Annotated in this window: 13 protein-coding genes; 4 read left to right on the forward strand and 9 right to left on the reverse strand. The window is 65.2% G+C overall.

The features are described 5' to 3' along the window. Positions 1–79: 79 nt before the first annotated feature. Together NF699_11105 and NF699_11110 are read right to left on the reverse strand one after the other, a co-directional pair. Positions 80–1,213, reverse strand: a complete 1,134-nt coding sequence (locus NF699_11105) for a glycoside hydrolase family 88 protein (protein ID USU07061.1) — start codon at positions 1,211–1,213, stop codon at positions 80–82. Then, positions 1,210–3,675, reverse strand: a complete 2,466-nt coding sequence (locus tag NF699_11110) for an exo 1,3/1,4-beta-D-glucan glucohydrolase (GenBank protein ID USU03626.1) — start codon at positions 3,673–3,675, stop codon at positions 1,210–1,212. The genes NF699_11105 and NF699_11110 overlap by 4 nt, the downstream gene beginning before the upstream one ends. Before the next feature lie 184 nt (positions 3,676–3,859). On the opposite strand from NF699_11110, the gene NF699_11115 reads away from it, so the two are divergent. The 4 genes from NF699_11115 to uxuA all read left to right on the forward strand — a co-directional run bounded on the left by NF699_11115 (position 3,860) and on the right by uxuA (position 8,187). Then, positions 3,860–4,174: a hypothetical protein gene (locus NF699_11115; protein USU03627.1), complete on the forward strand. Its 315-nt coding sequence runs from the start codon at positions 3,860–3,862 to the stop codon at positions 4,172–4,174. Between the two features lies 1 nt (position 4,175). Further along, positions 4,176–5,000 carry a FadR family transcriptional regulator gene (locus NF699_11120; GenBank protein USU03628.1) on the forward strand — a complete coding sequence of 275 codons (825 nt, stop codon included), beginning with the start codon at positions 4,176–4,178 and terminating at the stop codon, positions 4,998–5,000. A gap of 111 nt (positions 5,001–5,111) precedes the next feature. After that, positions 5,112–7,013, forward strand: a complete 1,902-nt coding sequence (locus NF699_11125) for a beta galactosidase jelly roll domain-containing protein (protein ID USU03629.1) — start codon at positions 5,112–5,114, stop codon at positions 7,011–7,013. 7 nt (positions 7,014–7,020) lie between these two features. Then, on the forward strand, positions 7,021–8,187 hold the full coding sequence (uxuA, locus tag NF699_11130) for a mannonate dehydratase (protein USU03630.1): 1,167 nt from the start codon (positions 7,021–7,023) through the stop codon (positions 8,185–8,187). Positions 8,188–8,224: 37 nt separating this feature from the next. Here uxuA and NF699_11135 read toward each other — a convergent pair whose 3' ends face one another. From NF699_11135 to NF699_11165, 7 genes are all read right to left on the reverse strand, one after another. Next, complete coding sequence (locus NF699_11135; protein ID USU03631.1) at positions 8,225–10,879, reverse strand: TonB-dependent receptor; 2,655 nt, start codon at positions 10,877–10,879, stop codon at positions 8,225–8,227. Between the two features lie 88 nt (positions 10,880–10,967). After that, positions 10,968–12,107, reverse strand: a complete 1,140-nt coding sequence (locus tag NF699_11140; protein ID USU03632.1) for a galactose mutarotase — start codon at positions 12,105–12,107, stop codon at positions 10,968–10,970. After that, entirely contained in the window at positions 12,104–13,300 is a 1,197-nt protein-coding gene (locus tag NF699_11145) for an alginate lyase family protein (GenBank protein USU03633.1), read from the reverse strand. The genes NF699_11140 and NF699_11145 overlap by 4 nt, the downstream gene beginning before the upstream one ends. Beyond that, positions 13,297–15,270, reverse strand: coding sequence for a hypothetical protein (locus tag NF699_11150; GenBank protein USU03634.1), 1,974 nt, complete (start codon positions 15,268–15,270; stop codon positions 13,297–13,299). Before NF699_11150 ends, NF699_11145 begins: the two co-directional genes overlap by 4 nt. Positions 15,271–15,537: 267 nt before the next feature. Beyond that, positions 15,538–17,073 carry an arylsulfatase gene (locus NF699_11155; GenBank protein USU03635.1) on the reverse strand — a complete coding sequence of 512 codons (1,536 nt, stop codon included), beginning with the start codon at positions 17,071–17,073 and terminating at the stop codon, positions 15,538–15,540. 92 nt (positions 17,074–17,165) lie between these two features. Beyond that, positions 17,166–18,488, reverse strand: a complete 1,323-nt coding sequence (locus NF699_11160) for a glycosyl hydrolase family 28 protein (protein USU03636.1) — start codon at positions 18,486–18,488, stop codon at positions 17,166–17,168. Beyond that, complete coding sequence (locus tag NF699_11165; protein ID USU03637.1) at positions 18,485–19,606, reverse strand: PKD domain-containing protein; 1,122 nt, start codon at positions 19,604–19,606, stop codon at positions 18,485–18,487. The genes NF699_11160 and NF699_11165 overlap by 4 nt, the downstream gene beginning before the upstream one ends. Positions 19,607–19,614 lie beyond the last annotated feature (8 nt).

The raw sequence follows: 19,614 nt of genomic DNA on the forward strand, positions 1-19,614 counted from the left end.
CCGCAACATCATCCGGAAGGGCGATCGGATCGACGGCTTCGGGACGGGAACCGACGAAGACCGCTTCCCCGGATCGGCATCACCTGCGCACGCCTGTTTGCGCCAGATCATACATAGCGGTCCCGGCCAGCACATAGGCCCCGGTGCCGTAATATTGCGTCTCGGAGGCGGAGACCGCATCCGGCCGATCGCTTACCTGCTGCACCCAGCCGAGCATGCCGTCAGGCTGAACGGCCCTGTTCAGCGCCTCCCAGCCGCGGATGGCCGCTGGCTGATAAATCCGCCGATCAAGAATGCCCGCCTTTACACCCCACGCGAAGGCATAGGTGAAGAAGCCCGTTCCGCTCGACTCCGGAGGCGTTCCGCTGCCGTTGTCGAGCAGGGACGGCGCCCAGTAACCATCGGGCTTTTGCAGCGCCACCAATCGACTCGCCATGTCGCGAAACATCTTTATGTAGTATGCGCGATGTGGGTCGCCGCGAGGCAAGGTGTCGATCACACGGGCCAAGCCGGCCATGACCCAGCCGTTGCCACGGCTCCAGAAGAGCTTGCGTCCGGCCGCATCCCGACGATCGAAGAAACGGCTGTCCCGAAAGAAGAGGCGCTCGGCGGGATCGTAGAGATAGTCGGCGGTCGCGCGAAACTCGTCATGCACGAACGTCGCGTAGCGCGGGTCGCGCAGCGTGCGCCCCAGGCGCAACAGCGTCGGCGGCGCCATGAAAAGCGCGTCGCACCAGCACCAGCGATCCGTGCAGGCCGAATCGCCACTGCCGGGATTTCGCGGCACGAATGCCAACGCTCCCTGCGGGCGGTGACTGAAGACGTTGTCGAAATACGCTTTCGCAGGTGCGATCGCGGCACGCCCGCCACCATGACGCGAGGCCCATTCCCACGCCTGGGCGATCAGCTGGTCATCCGCATGGAAGGGCTTGTCGCCCAACCGCCATTGCTGCGCACGACCAAGTTCCAGCAGGGGGGCGACGTAGTGCGGATCACGATCCGCAAGTTCGGTCAGCGCGACCCAGAATGTCGCCTGCTGCCAGTCGCGCGGATTGCGGGCACTGGCGCGTGCGGCCGGCATGTGATCGATGCTGTCCTTATGAGCCAATTGCCAGTCGGCCACGCGACGGGTCGACGCGAGTATCGCATCCGGGGTCGGGAGAACCGGCTGCGCGGCAACAGCCGCGACCAGAGCCAATGGTATCAGCATCATGGGCACACAACCTTTCCTCTCATGGGTTGAACTTCGATTGCCGACACGGTGACCCGCAGAGCGCCCGTCGTCGTCATGACGAACGGCGCGGTAACGCGACCCGCATCGCCGCCGGCCATACAGCCGACAGGGACGCGAAGCGTTTGCCAGCCCTGCCCTGCCAGATCCCTCAGCGCCCGGGTCACGTCGCGTTTCCCCGTGCACCCTGGTCCGCAACGCAGTTCGACTGCGACGGGTGCGGCGGGAGCGGCATCGACCCTGATGGCGAGCGTTAGCGCCAATGGACCATATCGCGACCAGTCGGCAGCGCGCGGTTCCGCTATCAGCAGCGATCCGCGCGAACGGCCACTCCACGCGGCCTCGACCGAATCCTCCTGCCGGTCGCGATCCACCAGGCGGACTGCCACGGACCCGTTGTTCGCTACGCCGGTGACCGTCTGCGGGCTGTCGTTGGCTCCGTCGATCTTCAGCGAGCGCCCACCCTGTGCGCGACCGGCGCTGAACAGAAAGCCCACCGGCGATCCCCCACCCTCCTGAACGCCGGACACTTCCGGCAGGACATTCCACAAGGTGCGTTGTCGAAGGGTCAGGCCGTAGCCAAACGGAAACAACGGCCGGTAACCGGTGTCACCGCTATTCAGTGGCAGGCCTTTGGCATCGGCAGGCCACGAGAAGGGCAACCGACCCCGGAAGTCGGAATGGCCGAACAGCACGTCCGCGACGCCCCCGCCTTCTCCACCGGGCAGCCACGCGGCAACGAAGGCATCCGCGCTGTTGATGTGCCGGTTGATCCATAGGGGACGTCCGGACAGGAACACGGCGACCACCGGTATGCCATCCGCCTTCAGCCGCTTCATGGTCGCAAGTGCATCATGCGTGTCGTCGAACAGCAGGTCGGCGCGATCCCCCTGGAATTCCGCGTAGGGATCTTCGCCGAAAACCACCACCGCGACATCCGGTCTGGCGGAATAGCGGCCGTCCGGCGCGATCTCGACATGACCGCCCCCGCGCCTCACCGCCTCTGCAATCCCGGCACCGATCGACTGCGCATGGGGGAAGTGTTCCGGCTTGGTCCCCGTGCCCTGCCACGTCAGCGTCCAGCCTCCCGACTGCTTTGCGACGTCGTCGGCACCATCCCCCGACACGAGGACGCGAGCAGACGCCTTCAGCGGGAGGACACCCTGGTTCTTGAGCAGCACCAGCGATTCCCGAACGGCCTGCCTCGCGATCGCGCGATGTTCCGCCGACCCGAGCAATTCGTAGCGTCCGGCGAAAGGACGCGATGACGGACGTCCGGCCTCGAACAACCCGGCGCGCAGCTTGACCCGCAGGATGCGCCTCACGGCATCGTCGAGCCGCGCCATCGGCAGCGTCCCCGTCCGCGCCGCCGCGAGCGTCGTGGCATACAGCTGGCGCCAGCTTGCCGGCGCCATGTACATGTCGAGCCCCGCCGCCATCGATGCGGGACAGTCTGTCGGCGAGCAGCCGGGAACCTTGGCATGGCCATCCCAGTCGCCGACGATCAGGCCATCGAAACCCCAGCGATGCTTCAGCACGCCCTTGAGCAGGTCGGCGTTGCCGTGCATCTTGACGCCGTTCCAGCTCGAGAAGCTGGCCATGACCGACTGTACGCCCGCGCTCAGCGCCGCGCGATATGCCGGCGCGTGCAACCGGATCAACGTGGCCTCGTCGCTCCTGGCGTCGCCGCGATCGCGACCATCCAGCGTACCCCCATCGGCAAGGAAATGCTTGGCGGTTGCTATGACGTGACCGCCCTTCAACCAGTCGCGATCGCCGCGTCGACCCTGCAGTCCCTCCACGTAGGGTCCGGCGTACGACGTGACCAACGCCGGATCTTCCGAGAAGCTTTCGTACGTCCGGCCCCAGCGATCATCGCGAGCGACGGCGATCGTCGGCGCGAACGTCCAGTCGAGGCCGGTCACCCGCAGCTCCTTGGCCGTCACCTCGCCGATCTTCCTGATCAATGCCGGATCACGCGCTGCCCCGAGACCGATGTTGTGCGGGAAAAGCGTTGCACCGACGATGTTGTTATGGCCGTGCACGGCATCGCTTCCCCAGATCACGGGGATGCGGGGCAATGTGCCGTTCGGCCGCATCGACGCATCGTAATAGGCGTCCGCCGCCGCGACCCAAGCCGACGCGGGCCCGAATTCGTCGCCACCCGGTGACGAGCTGCCGCCGTTCAGCACGGATCCGAGATGATATCTGGCCACGTCCTCCGGCGTCGCGCTCGCGATGTCCGCCTGGATCGTCTGTCCGACCTTCTGCTCCAGCGACATGGCCGCTAGCATCGCCTCGATGCGCCGTTCGGCCGCCGGGTCGGCCGTTGATGTCGCCACGGCAGGCCAGCGTTCCGGGTGAATCTCTCGATTCATTTGCGCGCCGGCCGCCACCGCGACACACGATGCCATACCTGCCAGACCGATGACCACGCGCCGCACGATGCTCTCCCTCTTCGCCGATCGACGCCGACTGAAGACACCTCTTTCCTTTTCCGCCGCAGCTGTCAATAATGTTGTCACACAACCAGCCGAACGGCAGAGGGGATGGTCTGATTGCCGCGCGATCGTTCGCCGGACTTGCCGTCGTCTGCCCAGCGCAAACGGGGACCGCATGTCACGATTGATGCCCAGCTTCACCCTTCTCGCCCCGCTCATGCTGGGCTGCGTATTGGCCGGACATCCGAATGCCGCTGCAGTCGGAGAAGACGTTTGGGCGGCGGTGTTCGCGCCCAGCGCGATCCGGGACGCCTTCACGAACTTGCAACGTCGGATGGGAGAGCACGACGATCAGCGCGCACCGGTCCGGGTCGTGGTCGGACAGCCGTTCGTCTCCTACACGGGCGCAGCATCGGATCGTGGCCTCGATGTCGACGGCCGAGGCGACGGGCAGGCCTATGGCGACGGTCGGGCGCCACACTTCAGCCCGGCGGATCGCTGAGATGCTGCGATCCGTGACAAACCAGACTTCTGCTGCAACAGTGCCCGCCAATCGCGCATCCATCATTCCGATGCAGAATAGAAGCGAGCCAATGCCGATAACGAAAGCCGCCTCTCTCGCCGACAGTCTGGTCCAGCAGTTCGAACAGAAGATCGAGAGAGGCGAACTGCCACCCGGTTCGAGGTTCCCGACCGAGAAGGTGGTGACGGAGGAATTCGGCGTCAGCCGAACCGTGGTGCGGGAGGCATTCGCCCGGCTTACGGCGCGTGGACTCCTCATTTCGAAGCGGGGATCGGGAGCCTATGTCGCGGATGGCGCGCAATACCGCGCGTTTCAGGTAACGCCGCAGGAAGTCAGCGCGATCGAGGACGTGCTCAAGCTGCTCGAAATGCGCATGGGATTCGAAACCGAGATGGCACAGCTCGCCGCCGTGCGCCGTTCCGATGACGATCTCGCCGCGATGAGAATGGCGTTGGATGCGATGGGAAAGAGTCAGGACGTCGATGCCTCCATCGCCGCCGACGCGGCTTTCCACGGGGCGATCGCCCATGCGACCGGGAACATCTATTATACGCGTTTCACGGAGTTCCTGGGCGTTCGCTTCATTCCTTCCCGCCGGCTCTATCTGCAGGCCGACGATCCGGTGATCCATGCGGGCTACGCCGCCACCATCAATCGCGACCATCTCGCCATCTACAAGGCCATTGCCGCCGGCGATGCCGCCAAAGCGGGCAGGGCGGCGCGCCAGCACATGCAAAAGAGCTTCGAACGCTATGACGCGCTCGCTGGCCGGGCTTTCACGAGCGAACCGACCGCCACCTTGTAGAAGGCCATGATCGGGAGGTCGGATGCCCCCGCGAAAGCGGAGAGCGGCCTTCCCACCTGCCTCTTCGATCGCCTGTGTCATCCGGTGAAGAACATGTCGAAAGGGTTCAACTTGCTCCGCTCAACATCGATGTTCTGCGCAGTCGTGCTGCTCGCATCGACGAACGGGGTGCTGGCTCGACAGCCGGACACCACCACCACGATTGCCACCTCCCCGCTCCTGGTCGCCGGAGATCTTCGTCCGGGCATCGACCTTGGCGGGACCTGGCACTATTCCGTCGATCCCTATCGTTCCGGCATCGCCGGCTTCCACGGTGGAGCGCCAGGTCGCAGCGAGACGCGCTGGATCGACATTGATGTCGGCGAAACGATGCGCAAGGAACCACGCAGCCTGTTCGAGTTCGATATGGACCGCGCACCGACTGCCACCTTGCCGGGAAGCTGGCTCATCCACGCGGCCGAGATGCGGCACTATCAGGGACTGGTCTGGTATCAGCGCCACTTCACGGCAAGGAAGATGCCCGGCAGGCGCGTGTTTCTACGCTTCGGCGGGGCCAATTACTCCGGGCGCGTCTACCTCAACGGCCAGTCGATCGGTCAGCACGAAGGCGGGTTCACACCTTTCGCCTTCGAGGTCACGCAGGCACTTCGGAACGGCGACAATCAGATAACCGTCGGCGTCGATTCGACACTGACGAAAGCGACCGTTCCACCTCCCGTCACGGACTGGGAGAATTATGGCGGGATCACACGCGACGTCCGCCTGATCGATACGGCGGATACCTACGTCGATGATGCCTGGATCAGGCTGACACGGGATGGCCGTATCGCCGCGGACGTGCATCTCGACGGACCGCAGGCCGCTGATCGGGCCGTCACGTTGAAGATCGACGCTCTCAAGGTGACGCTGCACGGGCGAACCGATTCGAACGGTGATTGGCGGGGCCGGTTTTCTCCTCCGCGTACGCTGAAGCGTTGGTCACCGGACGAACCCCGACTGTATGACGTCCATGTCGAGGCCGGGGAAGATACGTGGCACGATCGTATCGGGTTCAGGACCGTCGCGGTGCGTGGATCCGAAATCCTCCTCAACGGCAAGCCGATCTTCCTGCGCGGCGTGAGCATCCACGAGGAAGAGCTGGGGTCGTATCCCGGCCGTGTAATTACCCCCGCCGCCTCGCGCGCGCTGCTCAGCGAAGCCAAACAGGGGCTGCACGCCAATTTCGTCCGGCTTGCCCATTACCCGCATTCGGAACTGACCACGCGCATGGCGGATGAGCTTGGAATGCTCGTCTGGAGCGAGGTGCCCGTCTATTGGCTGATCGCGTGGGACGACCCTGCGACACTGGCTGCCGCGCGACGCATGATCGCCGACAACATCCACCGGGACCGCAACCGTGCCGCGATCGCAATATGGAGCGTTGCGAACGAGACGCCCGTCACTCCGGCCCGCAACGCTTTCCTCGGAACCCTCATCCGGGACGTGCGCGGTCTGGACGACACCCGGCTCGTGAGTGCCGCTCTACTCGTCGATCGGGCGAAAAGCGTCGATTATCCCGTGATGACGATGAACGATCCGCTCGCCGGCCTGCTCGATGTCATGAGCATCAACACCTACAACGGCTGGTACAGCGACGATCGTCTGCCGGCCCTCGGCCGGTCGGAGTGGCGCGTACCCGGTGACAAGCCGCTCATCCTCTCCGAATTCGGCGCGGATGCAAAGGCTGGCTTCCACGACGATCGCTCCGAGCCCCAGAAGTTCTCCGAGGAATTCCAGGCCGACTATTATCGTGCGACGCTCGCCATGGCGATGAATATCCCGACGTTGCGCGGCATGTCGCCCTGGATCCTGAAGGATTTTCGTTCACCGCGGAGGCAGAACGCATTCCAGCAGGGCTGGAATCGCAAGGGTCTGATCTCGGAGACAGGGCAACGCAAATCCGCGTTCGATGTCCTGTCCGCATTCTACGCACGTCAACGGAACGCTGGCCCCATGATGAAGACCGCGAAGTGAGCACGCTATGCTGATGACACAAACCATGCGCTGGTTCGGACCGGCGGATCCGGTCAGACTCATGGATATCCGGCAATCCGGAGCAACCGGCGTCGTCACCGCCCTTCACGACGTTCCGAACGGCGCCGTGTGGACCCGGGAGGCGATCGAGAGTCGACAGGCGACGATCAGGGCAGCTGGCCTGGAATGGTCCGTCGTGGAGAGCCTGCCCGTCGACGACGGGATCAAAACCGGACGTGGCGACTGGTCGGCGCTGGTCGATGCGTATTGCGCGAGCATCGTCAATCTCGCCGCCTGTGGCATTCGGGTCGTAACGTATAATTTCATGCCCTTGCTCGACTGGACGCGTACCGATCTCGCCTACGCCCTGCCGGATGGCGCGCTGGCGCTGCGATACGAGCACATCGCAGTCGCGGCATATGACGTACACATGCTGAAAAGGCCGGGTGCGCAGGACGACTATGACGCCGCGACGCTTACTGCGGCAGAGACCCGGTACGACGCGATGTCCGAAGCGGAACGTCTGCGACTGGAACGCACGATCATCGCAGGCCTGCCGGGTAGCGAACAGCATTTCGATACCGCAGCATTTCGACAAGCGTTGAGCAGCTACGCCGGGATCGATGCGCAACGCCTGCGCGCGAACCATGTCGCCTTCCTCGAAGCGGTGTGTCCGACGGCGGAAGCCGCCGGCATAAGGCTGGTGGTCCACCCCGACGATCCGCCCTTTCCGCTGTTCGGACTGCCCCGGGTCGTCAGCGACGAAGCCGATCTGACGGCACTCTTCGCCGCCGTACCGAGCCCCGCGAACGGCCTCTGCTTCTGCACGGGGTCGCTCGGCGTGCGTCCGGACAACGACCTGCCCGGCATGATCGATCGCCTTGGCGATCGCATCGGCTTCCTGCACCTGCGCTCGGTGCAGCGAGAAGCGCACGGCGCGTTCCACGAGGCGCCGCATCTCGAGGGTGACGCCGGCATGGTAGAGGTCGTCGCGGCGATTCATCGCCTGTCGAACAGAAGCGGCAGAAGTATCCCGATGCGCCCGGATCACGGCCACCAGATCCTCGACGACCTGACGCGTACGACCAACCCGGGCTATTCCCTGCTCGGCCGCATGCGCGGGCTTGCCGAACTCCGCGGCCTCGAACGCGGCGTGGCCGCCGCCCTCGCCTGACCGAAGAACGGGCGGCTGCGACCGCCCGTTCCCGACGTCAGTATTTCGCGCGCAGGCCGATGGTGAAGCGCCGCTCGGACAACGCATAGCTGTTGACCGCCAACGGATTGAAGTTGCTGATCTCGACCGTCGCGGAGTCCTTGGGGATCAGGTTCTGCGCCTGGAGCGAGAGGGCGACGTGATCGGTGAGATCCAGCCCGATCTGCGCATCCAGCTGCGACCGTGCGGCGATGACGTCGGGGCGGCCTTGGGTGAATTCGAATACCGCGTCATCACGCCAATTGTACGCGATGCGTGCGGACAGTGGCCCCTTTTCGTACAGGCCGACGAGATTGTAGCTGTGCTTGGACGTCGCGACGAGCGGAAAGCCGTTGCTGTCCTTGCTGTCGGCAAACGTGTAGTTCGCGATCACGCCGAATCCGTCGAGCGGCGATGGCAGGAAGTCGAGGAACTGGGTTACGCCCACCTCGAACCCCTTCACCTTGGCCGATGCGACGTTCTCCGGCCGGATAACCCGTACGACGCCCAGATTCTCGAAGCCGGGAATGACCTGTTCGGTCGTGTTGGTCGCGATGAAGTCCTGCACGTCCTTGTAGAACAGCGCTGCCGAAATCAGCGATGTACGGCTGGTGTAATATTCCAGCGACAGGTCGAGGTTGCTCGCGATCGGCGGGGTCAGCTGCGCATTGCCACCGGTCAGCGTCAGGTTGGTCGCATCGACGAAGGTCGACGGCGCGAGCTCGGCGAGTCCTGCACGTTGCAGCGTCTGCGATGCGGACAGCCGCAGCAACAGCTTGTCGGTTGCGTTGAACGTCAGGTTCACGCTCGGCAGCACGTTGATGTAGCTGTTGCGATCGGTCTGCGGCAACAGCGCTGCGCCACGCTGGGTGAAGGTATCCACCTTGAAGTCGGTATGCGTGACCCGCACGCCGGCGTTGACGCGCGTCGGCATGCCCAGCACCTGCCCCTCGGCATCGAACATCAGATAGCCGGAGACGGTGCGTTCGCGCAGGTCGTAGTCGCGTGTCGCGTTCCGGCGCAGCGTTCCCGCCGGGTCGCCGCTCTGGTTCGGCTCCGCCGCCAATACGCGATCGAGGATGAAATCCACGTCCGGTACGCCGGTCAGGAACTGGCGCGGGAAATTGCCGGGGATGCTGGACAGGAAACCGGCGTTGCCGCTGTCGAGATACGGTTGCAGCGTCGCGATGCCGACGTCGGCACGGCTGCGGAACGCCTGGGAATCGCCGCGCAGATCGACGTAGCGCACGCCCGCCTTCAACTTGACCCCGTCGCCGGCGTCATAGCCTGCATCGAGCCGGCCCGCCCATTCCGACAGATTGGCCGGCAGCTTGTTCGCGCGCAGCGTGAGAAGGTCGGTGCGTGCCGGATAGTTGGCGACGAGCGTCGGGTCGAACACCGCGCCGGATGCGGTGTTCAGGGTCAACGACGGGATCGTCGAGTTGCGGAAGTCGAAGCTGCCCGCGACGGTGTTCGCGGATTGCAGCGTCACGACCTCGATTTCCTGCCGCAGGGTGCCGCGGCTGTAATAGCCGTCCGCCTCGAGCGTGAACGCGCCGCTTTCGTATTTGCCGTTCAGGCCGGCGAGGTAGCTCGTCGCAGGATCGCGGCGTACCTGATTGCCGGTGCGGACGTTGCCGACGGCGGTACCGGCCACGATCGCGTTGCCGTCCAGCACGGGATTGGTGATGATCCTTGCCGTCGCGCTGGTCGGCATGTTGAAGGCGATGAACTGGTTGGTCCGGTTGGCATTGACCTTCGAATACAGGCCGTCCGCGGTGAGGACGAATTCCGGGCTGACCTGGAACTGCACCGACCCGTTGAGTCCGAAGCGCGAACGATCGATGTCGACGTTCTCATATTGCAGCAGGCGCGGCGCGGTCAGCGTCGTCGTGCCGCCGTTCAGGCTGTTGAAGAAGTTGTTGCGTTCGAACAATTGCAGGTTCGACGTCCGCTTCTGGTATTCGCCCGAGATGAGCACGCCGATGCGGCCATCGGCGAAGGTGGTCGTGAACAGGCCGGTGACACCCGGTTCGAACTTGTCGGCCTCCTGCGAATAGGTGCCCTGCACCTGCCCGGTCAGCGTCGTCTTCTTGAAATCGAACGGCTTCGGCGTGACCAGATTGACCGTGCCGCCGAGTCCGCCCTCGACCTGGCTCGCGAGTGGCGATTTGCGCACCTCGAGACGGCCGAACAGCGACGATGGCACCGAATCCAGCCCCGACGACCGACCGAGATTGTCGTTTTCGGGCGGCGAAACGCGCGCCGAGAAGCCGAGCAGCGTCCGGCCGTCGACCTCGACCCGGACCTGTTGCAACCCGCGGATGTTGACCGCCTGCCCTTCGCCGAACACGCGCGTGATCTGGACGCCGGTCACCCGCTGCAACGCTTCCGCCACGTTGGCATCGGGCAGCTTGCCGACGTCCTCCGCCGTGATGACGTCGAGGACCTGCGCCGAATCCCGCTTGATGTCCGCCGCCTGCGCCAGCGAGCGCCGAATGCCTGTGACGATGATGTCACCGGAGGCGGTGGCCGGATCGTCCGCCTGCGTCGGCGTGGCCGATTGCGCCGTCGCTTCCCCGGTCGTGGGCTGGTTACCTGCCACCTGCGCGGCGGCATGCCCGTGAAAGGCCAGCGCGATCGCCGATGCGCAGAACAGATAGGTCGTTTTCATCCAGCCCCTCCTCGGTTGCCATACCCGCCCTTTGCGGACGTAGTTGAATGACAACTCATATGACAGGCCGCAGAATTAGCAAGATGTATTACATATGACGTCGTCGCAGCGTCGAGAAGCGATAGACCGTCATCGAGCGGAAAGAACGTCCCGGCCGCAGGACGGTGGAAGCGAAGGACGGCCGGTTGGGCGCATCGGGCAGATGCTGGGTCTCCAGCGCCAGCCCGGCGTATCTGGCATAGGCGACACCCTCGCTGCCGGTCTCGGTGCCGTCGAAACCATTGCCGCTGTTGAAGACGACCGCCGGTTCGGTGCTGTCGATCGCCATCCGACGCCCCGATTGCGGATCCTCGACGACAGCGACCGGCACAGGGCGCGCCGTCGGACTGTTCCGCAACAGATAGGAATGATCGAACCCGCCCGACGACGCGAGAAGCGGATGCGACGCCGCCCGACTGGCTGCCACCGGTCGGGCGCGCCGGAAATCGAGGGGCGTCCCTGCAACGGGCGCCAATCGCCCGGTCGGGATCTTGCGGGCATCGGTCTCCACGTAGCGGCTTGCGAACAGGCGCAGACGGTGTGCATCGATCGTGCCGCCGTCCGCGCCGCCAAGGTTCAGGAACATGTGATTGGTAGGATTGAACACGGTCGGCGCGGTCGTTGTCGCGCCGTACTCGATCCGCAATTCGTTGGCGCGATCCATCAGGCGATAGGTGACCTCGACCGACAGGCCGCCGGGAAAGCCCTGGTCGCCGGCCGGACTGGTCAATCGGAAGATCGCCGCCGAGGAGCCGGCCTCCCGGCGCGTCCCGGCATGCCACATACGGCTGTCAAAGCCGTCTGGACCGCCGTGCAGGGTGACGCCGTTGCGTCCGGGCGTCAGCGAATATACGCGCCCGTCCAGCGTGAAGCGCGCGTCGGCGATGCGGCCCGCATAGCGTCCGACGATCCCGCCCCACCGTCGCTGCGTCCGTTCGAACGCGGCGACATCCGGCAATGAAAGGACGACGTTGCGGCGCCGTCCCTGTCGATCCGGCACCTCCATCATGGTCAGCGTCGCACCGCGATCGATGATCGCGACACGCATGCCACGGTCGTTGGTCATCACGGTCCGCGACACCGCCGCACCGCCCTGCGTCGTACCGAACGGCTCGACCCGTATGCTCGCTGCGACCGCCGATGTGCCGGTTGCGACGAAGCACAGCGCGACGGGGAGGATTACCTTCACATCCAGAGCGTCGGCTGGCGCAGCGGCACGTTGCGGATCACTTCGCGAACCGCGGGAAGCGGTGGCAGCCTGCGCCAGAGCTGCCGGTAGCGTTCCTCGTGCAGTGCCTCCGCCCCGAACAGCAGGCTGACGTGCCTGATCGGCCATTGGTCGAAATATTCGACGTCATGGGCGTATGGCCACGTTCGCTTGTCGCGGATGAAGGGGTACATGAACGCCAGCGCCCCGGCCAGCGACCGGCCATCGGCGGTCGCGAACCGCCACAGGTCGTCGCCGGGCGTCGAGGCCACCCGCGCGAGGGCGGCGAGCGCATCGACATTGAACAGCGTGTAGCCGAACGGCTTGGTGCGGGCGAGTTCGAGCGGCTGCGACCCGTCGGGCGCGACCTGATCCGGGATCAGTCGCTCCCGGAACCGGTCGGCACAAAAGGCGACGACGGACGCATCGCCGGTCAGCCGCGCGAACGCCGCCGCCTGCAACGCCCAGCAGGTGCCGTGATTGTTGCGCTCGTCGCGTTCTTCCATCCCGTTCTTCGATGTGGTGAGCCACTGAAGGTAGGCGGCGAACCAGCCACGGATCGCCGCGCTGTGGGTCAGCCGGAATCCCGGCGGCACCGCACCGCCGGCCGTGCCGTCGAGGACCATGACGGCGCGCGCGACTTCCACCAGGTGCAGCGTGTCGATGACGCCGATACCGCGCCCGGTGTTCACCCCGATGATCGCCTGCGCATATTGCAGATTGGGGTTCATCGCTGTCGCGGGATCGACGAACCAGGCGTGCAGGAACGTCTCCGCGTGGCGAGCGTATCGCGCATCCCTTGTCGCCTTCCACGCCGCGACGAGTGCGGGCACGGCGAGACTGAGCTCGATCATCGCGTCGCGGTGGGCATCGAACTTGTCCGGGTTCGACAGGCCATCGCGTCGCACATAGGGGCCACCGGGCTTCGCCGGATCGGGCCACCAATAATCGGCCTCGGAATAATAATCCTTCGGGCCGCCCGGGCTGCGCGGCGCGATCGCAGACGTGGTCGTGCGCGGGCGCAACGACAGGTATCGATCGGCATCGGCGATGAGCCGCTTGCGATCCGCAACGGACAGCAGCGCAGGGCCGGCTGCGGCCCTGCCCGGCGACGGGAGTGCGACCGCCGCAGCCAATGCCCCCGCCTGCCGCATCACATCGCGTCGCGTCGTCATTGGTAGCGCAGGTCCCAGCCGATCGTAAACGGTGCCGTCACCGTCCGCGGTCCGGCCGTGCAGATCACCTTGGTTCGCATCGCCCCGATCGATGCGTGATAGTCCGTGTCCTGCTCGGCAGACGATGCCTCGCAACGGTCCAGCCCGCTGGTGGCGAAGCTGCGTACCGCACCCTCGCCGAACCGAACGTTGGCCCCGGTGCCGGCGGGCTGCGTCGAGAAGGTGCCGAATGCCATCGTGATACCGGCAACCTCCAGCGGTGCGATGGGCGTATAGGTGTCCAGCCGCCGGATCGACCCCGGCGCGAATTCGTAGCGCGTCGACACGCGCAGCCGCCGGTCGGGCTCCGGTCCGCTCTTGCCCATCCGGTCGAGTTCGGATTGTTCGAAGGTGACGATCGTCCGCTTGCCCTGCGTCTCGACCTTCGCGTTGCGGAAATAGGCGAGCGGCATCACCGTCGATCCATCGGCGAGCGCGATCCGTGGCACCATCAGTGGCGCATCGCCATCCGCGATGCCCTCCAGCATCCCCGGCGAGAAGGGGATCGGGAAATAGGGGTTGTGGTCGTGCTGCGACTCGCCGCCGTTGATGACCGGCAGGCTGACGACGCGCCCGCGGTCGCGCCACGTCACCAGCAGCCGATCGTACTCGCCCTTCGCGAACCACGTCACCGTCCGCTTCGGCAAGGCGGAGGCGAGCGTCGCGAAGTCGCGCGTCGGCGCCTTGTCGCGATAGCCGAGCGTGTTCCACCAGTCGTTGGTGTAGACGAACTGGTGCGCCAGCGAGAGGTTCTCGCCGAGGATGCGGAACTTGCCGCGATAGGCATCGGTGCGGCGGCCATCGTCCCACAGATTGACCGAGCCGGTGCGCGCGTCGGTCCAGAAGGATACGTAATGCTGCGCCGCGCTGGAGGAATAAGCGTAGGCGAGGTCCATCTCCGCCTTGCTCAACACGCCGGTCGCGGCGGCGGCGGTCAGCACCTCGACCATGCTCGTCTCGCCATAGGGCCCGAGGCTGCGGCCATATTCGAAGCCGTGGCCGGACAGGTTCACCCGTTGCAGCATGACGTTGGCCGACTTGCGCAACCAGCCCAGCACCTCGGCGGGCGGTTTCTCGCCGGTCTGGAGGAATCGTTGTGCTATCTCACCTGCCAGCAGGACACTGTAGCGGTCGAAGCGACCTGCCCCGTCCGTCTCGTCGGCAAAGCCGTATTCACCCGAATACTCCCGGTAATGCTTTACCATCGCGGTGTAGAGCCGGTCGCTGCCTTCGCGCGGTTCCCACCCCAATTGCGTCCGCAGCCGGGCGATGGCGAAGGCGACGCAATAATAATTGTTGGGATGGTCGATCAGTTCGTACGTCTGCGTATCGACGAACATCCGCCAGTCGAGCCGCACCTTCAGCTTGGCCAGCGTCAGCCGGTCGAACGCCTTGTCGAGCAGGCCGCGCTCGCGCAGCCGATCGATGGCGGTCAGATAATAGAAGATGCCCCAGCTGTCGTTGGCGTCGTCGACAGTCAGCTTGGCGATCTTGCGGAAGTCGGCGAGATAGCCCGGCAAGCGCGGATCGTCGGCGGGAATGTCGGCGATGAAGTCGACCAGTCCGATCGCGATCTTGCCGGGCAGGAACTTGTCGCTGCCGTTGAACACGGGAACGTCGTCGATCCGATAGGCGCGGCCTTCCTTGGCGAGGCCGATCAGCAGCTTTTCCGCCTGTGGCTGGATTTGACGCGTCACCACCGTGTTCATCGGTGTATCGCCCCCACGAAATGGCGCCGTCACCTGCGCGGATGCAACATCGGGACAGAAGACGAAGGCGATTGCGGCGGCGCAGCCGCAGACGACGAGGCCCGATACGCGATGAAATCGGCCCGCCCTTCGGATGCGGGCGGTATGTACCGGCGAAACGCCGCTGCCCCCGTTCGCATTCGCAAAGACCGTCGAAGAGGCATGTTCGGAGATGTTCTTCAAGATCCTGCTATCCTAAAATTATCAGGCTTTTGCCTGTTATCTCCGTAGTTTACGGCTGCGCCGTCGACGGAACACGGATGCGTGGCCATGTCGACGGTCGCGTCGTGCATATGGCATGCTTCTTCAGCTTGCCGGGACCTGTCAAGCAAAAGTTGTCATACATTGCTGGAATTGCTGGACCTGCATCAGCATCACCAGCCGGTGCATTTGCGCTGACAGCGCGCTCGCATCCCATCGCTTCCGGCAAACCCGGGATGGTTCAGTCGGTCATGGCCGTGCGGGAGGGAAATTGAACTCCGCGCGCGGAGACATCTCACGCCGGGCGAGCTGCGCCCTCATCCGCGCGACGATCGCCGGATGCTGCCCGGAAACGTCCGTGGTTTCACGCGGGTCCCTGGACAAGTCGTAGAGCTCGATCGGCTGGCTCGGGTCTGCCCCTCGAAGTTGCCACCGGACCGCCTTCCAGCGGCCATCGCGCGCAGCTTGTGCCGATTTGTTGTCGCCGTTCATCTCCCAGTAGAGCGGCCCGCTCTGGGTCATGCGTCGGCCTTGCAACGCGGGCAGCAGCGAATGACCTTCGATCGGTGCGGGCGGAACGGCACCCGCCAGCGCGGCGAACGTCGGCATCAGGTCCCAGGCGGCGCAGATCGTTTGGACGGTCGTGCCGCCCGCGAAATGCCCCGGCCAATACGCCAGGAAGGGTGATCGGATTCCGCCCTCGTACAGGTCGCGTTTCTCGCCGCGCAGCCCGCCCGTGGCACGGAAGAATGCCGTGTCCGCGCCGCCTTCGCTGCTGGGACCATTGTCACTGTAGAATACGATCAGCGTGTTCTTTTCGAGTCCCGCGCGGCGCAACTCCGCACGCAGGACGCCCACCTCCCGGTCGAGCTCCGTGATCATCGCAGCACGCGCGGCTCGCGGGGTCGGATGCGGTGAATAGTCGCCGGGATCGCCCGGGCGTTCCGGAAATTGGCCCCGGTACGCCGCCGTCAGGCGATCGGGCAGCTGCAGCGCCGCGTGGGGCAGCGTGGGTGCGAAGTAGAGGAAGAACGGTTTGGCGCGGCTCTGGCGTCGGATGAAGGACTGCGCCGCCTCGACGATCCGGAACGCCGAATAATCCTGTCCCTGATAGAGGCGGTAGTCCGCGGTCGCCTTGGACGTTTTGCCGACCTTCGGGTCGACGTAGAAGAACCGGTTGTCGAGCGGTACGCGCCGATCGTTCTCCCACAGGTGGGTGGGATAATAATTGTGCGCGTGCGTCTGGTCGAGGTAGCCGTAAAAATAGTCGAACCCATGCCCAGTCGGCACACCTTCGCTGCCCGGACCTCCCAACCCCCATTTGCCGATCGCTGCCGTCGCGTAACCGACCTGCCGCAACATGCCCGGCAGCGTGGGCGTACCCGCGGCCAGCGGGAGTTGCCCGCGTTCGCGCTCATCGCTCAGGTCGCCGCCCATGCGTATATTGCCGCGGATTTGCGTATGGCCCGTGTCCCGACCGGTCAGCAGCGAGGCTCGCGAGGGTGCGCAGACCGCTGCGCCGGCGTAGAATTGCGTGAATTTCACGCCGTCGCGCGCGAGCGCATCCAGATTGGGCGTACGGATGCGCGTCTGACCGAACGGGCCGATATCACCATAGCCAAGGTCGTCGGCCAGGATCAGGACGATGTTCGGCCGCACTGCCGCGCCAGCCGAGGGCGCCACCCTTTTCGCCGACGGCGCATGCTGGCCCGCCGCAGTAGGCGACAGCGTCAGTGCAGTGATCTGGGCTGCCGTCGTCAGCCAAGCCTTGCGAATAATATGCATTATGGAGCACCTCGATTTTTTCGAGCGGCCTACCGTTCGCCGGGCTTCCGCTTCTACGATGTCGGTGGGCTGTTGGAAGGCGGGATTTGTCTTCAACTCCGCGATAAGAAATGCGTGTCCTCGCTACGAACGTCCTCGGCGAAGCGGGCGCGGGCGGCGGGGGCGACGATGATCCTGCAATCGGCGATGCTGACGCGATCCGCGTGGCGGATGCTGATGCCGACCGCATCGCGCGGCTCGATCGCGGGGACGACGCTGGTCGGTCGATTGTCGTAGACGCCGCCGGGGTAGCGGGTCCAGCGGTCGAGGGTCAGGTTTACCCGCTCGAGCCGTATGTCCGACACGCGCGCGCCGCCCAGCCCTTCGATGCGGATGCTGTTCTCCGCGCGGCCGGTGACGTCCTCGACACGCACGTTCGTGATCGTGCCGACCTTCGTTGCGGAATCGCGCGGCATGGCGGTGAAGGAGATCGCCTCGCCGCGGCCCCACCAGGGGTCGGAAAAGTATTGGGAAATGAACCTGATCTTGCGGAATACGATGTTCCGTACCGTGCCGGCGTCGCGGAGCTGGATGCACAGCCCGCGCGAGCTGCGACGGATTCCACAGCGCTCGAACAGCACGTTCTCGATATCCTGCACCGTCTCGGTGCCGATCTTGAGCCCCGAATCCTGGGTATCGATGATGCAGTCCCGCACGACGATGTCACGCGACGGGCCGTATCGCACGTGAGCGGCCGTGGTCTTGATCACGATCGCGTCATCCCCGCAGGTGATCCGGCAATTGCGGATGAGGACGTCCTGACAATGATCGGGATCGATGCCGTCGCAATTCGGCACATCGAGCTGATTGGCGATCGTGATCCCGTCCACGAGGACCCTGCGGCAGCCGACGAGGTGGACGGTCCAGCTTGGCGCGCGAACGATCGTGAGGTCGCGGATCGTCAGATCGGCGCAATCCTCCAGCACGATCAGGCGGGGTCGGAAGGATTTCGGCACCCACCATTCGCCGGCCGCGTCGTAGCGTTCCATAAATTCGGGCGAGCGGCCGTCGATCGTGCCGCCGCCGCTGAGCGTCAGACCGTGCGCCGATCTGGCGTGGAGGACGCCGGCGAGCGGGTCGGCGTAATGGGCGGCATCGGTGCTGACCAACAGCGTCGCACCACGATCGACATGGAAGTCGATGCCACCTGCGAGCGTCACCGGACCCGTGAGATAGCGCCGCCGCCCACCGAGCAAAACACGGCCGCCGACCTTCGCCGCGGCGTCGATCGCGCGCTGGATGGCCGCCGTGTCGGGCGTGCGACCGTCGCCGACTGCGCCATGCGCCCGAACGTCGAACACCTGTCGCCCGGCACGGGCGGCCGCCGGAAGGCTGGCCAGAGCGAGTCCGGAGACAAGCGCGTCGCGGCGGTTCATTTGGGCGGATCTCCGATGAACGATACGTCCCAGACCCTGGAAAGGGTCGAGGTGCCGGCCGGGCCGGTGGTGTGCAGGACGACCACATACTTGCCGGGTTTGGCGTAACGGTGGGTCGGATGGGTGTCGATCGATGTTTCGCCGTCGCCGAAATCCCAGCGGCGATGGGTGATGGTGCCGGCACTGCCATCGCGAAAGGCGACGACGCGGGTCGCGCGGTCGAGGATGACGAACGACCAGTCGGCCTTGATCGCCGGCGCCGGATCGGGCGGCATCAGGCGGAAGGCGCGGAGTTCGTCGGCGCGGCCGTACATGGTGTGTTTCGGCGATGACAGGTTCCAGAAGCTGGATCTGCCCGGGCCGTCGCGATCGATGATCGCGAAGCCCAGCCCGACGATCGCGTTCTCGGCAAGTGTCGTCTCGACGGATCGCTCCGGCCCGTCGCCGTCCGCAAGGTCGAAAGGAGTGATCCAGAACTCCGCGACGAGCTTGCCCGCCTGACCGGGTTTGAAGGCGTAGCGATATGCCATGTTCGAATAGGGGAGCCGCTTGAGCCAGGGCGCCTGCGGGCCCCAGGCCATCGCCCAATCCTTGTCGCGGGCGGGTGTGAAGATGTGATAATTCTGCGCGTGACGATTCTGGAAACCGAACCAAGCATCCTCGTCCGTCACGGTTCGGCCATCGGACAGGGTGGGACGCGGCGCCGGGGGCGGCGCGATGTCGGGATGAAACCGTGCGATCAGCGGCCCGCCCGACCGATCGCCGTCGACGACCATCTCCAGAATATCCTGATCGAGCCCCTCGCTGGCGACGTCCCAATGGTCGTCCCACGCCTCGTAGAGGATATAGAGGCGGTTCATGCCCTTGACCCAGCCGACCTTGATCGTTGCGCGCAGGCTTGCTGGATCGGGTCGGCGGCCGCTGCCGTTATCCGCGGCGAACTGGTCGGAACGGATGACGTAGCTGGCCGGCACACGATCCCAGTCGCTGGCGTCGCCATCGATGCGCGGGATGGCGTCGGCGGGGAATTGATAGACCCTGAGCACCTCGTCCGGTCGATCGAGCGCGACCGCCTGCGATGCCCCGAGCAGCATCAGCAGGGCGAGCGCCCGACGCATCAGTCCCG

It is taken from the genome of Sphingomonadaceae bacterium OTU29LAMAA1, assembly GCA_024072375.1.
Lineage (GTDB): Bacteria > Pseudomonadota > Alphaproteobacteria > Sphingomonadales > Sphingomonadaceae > Sphingomonas.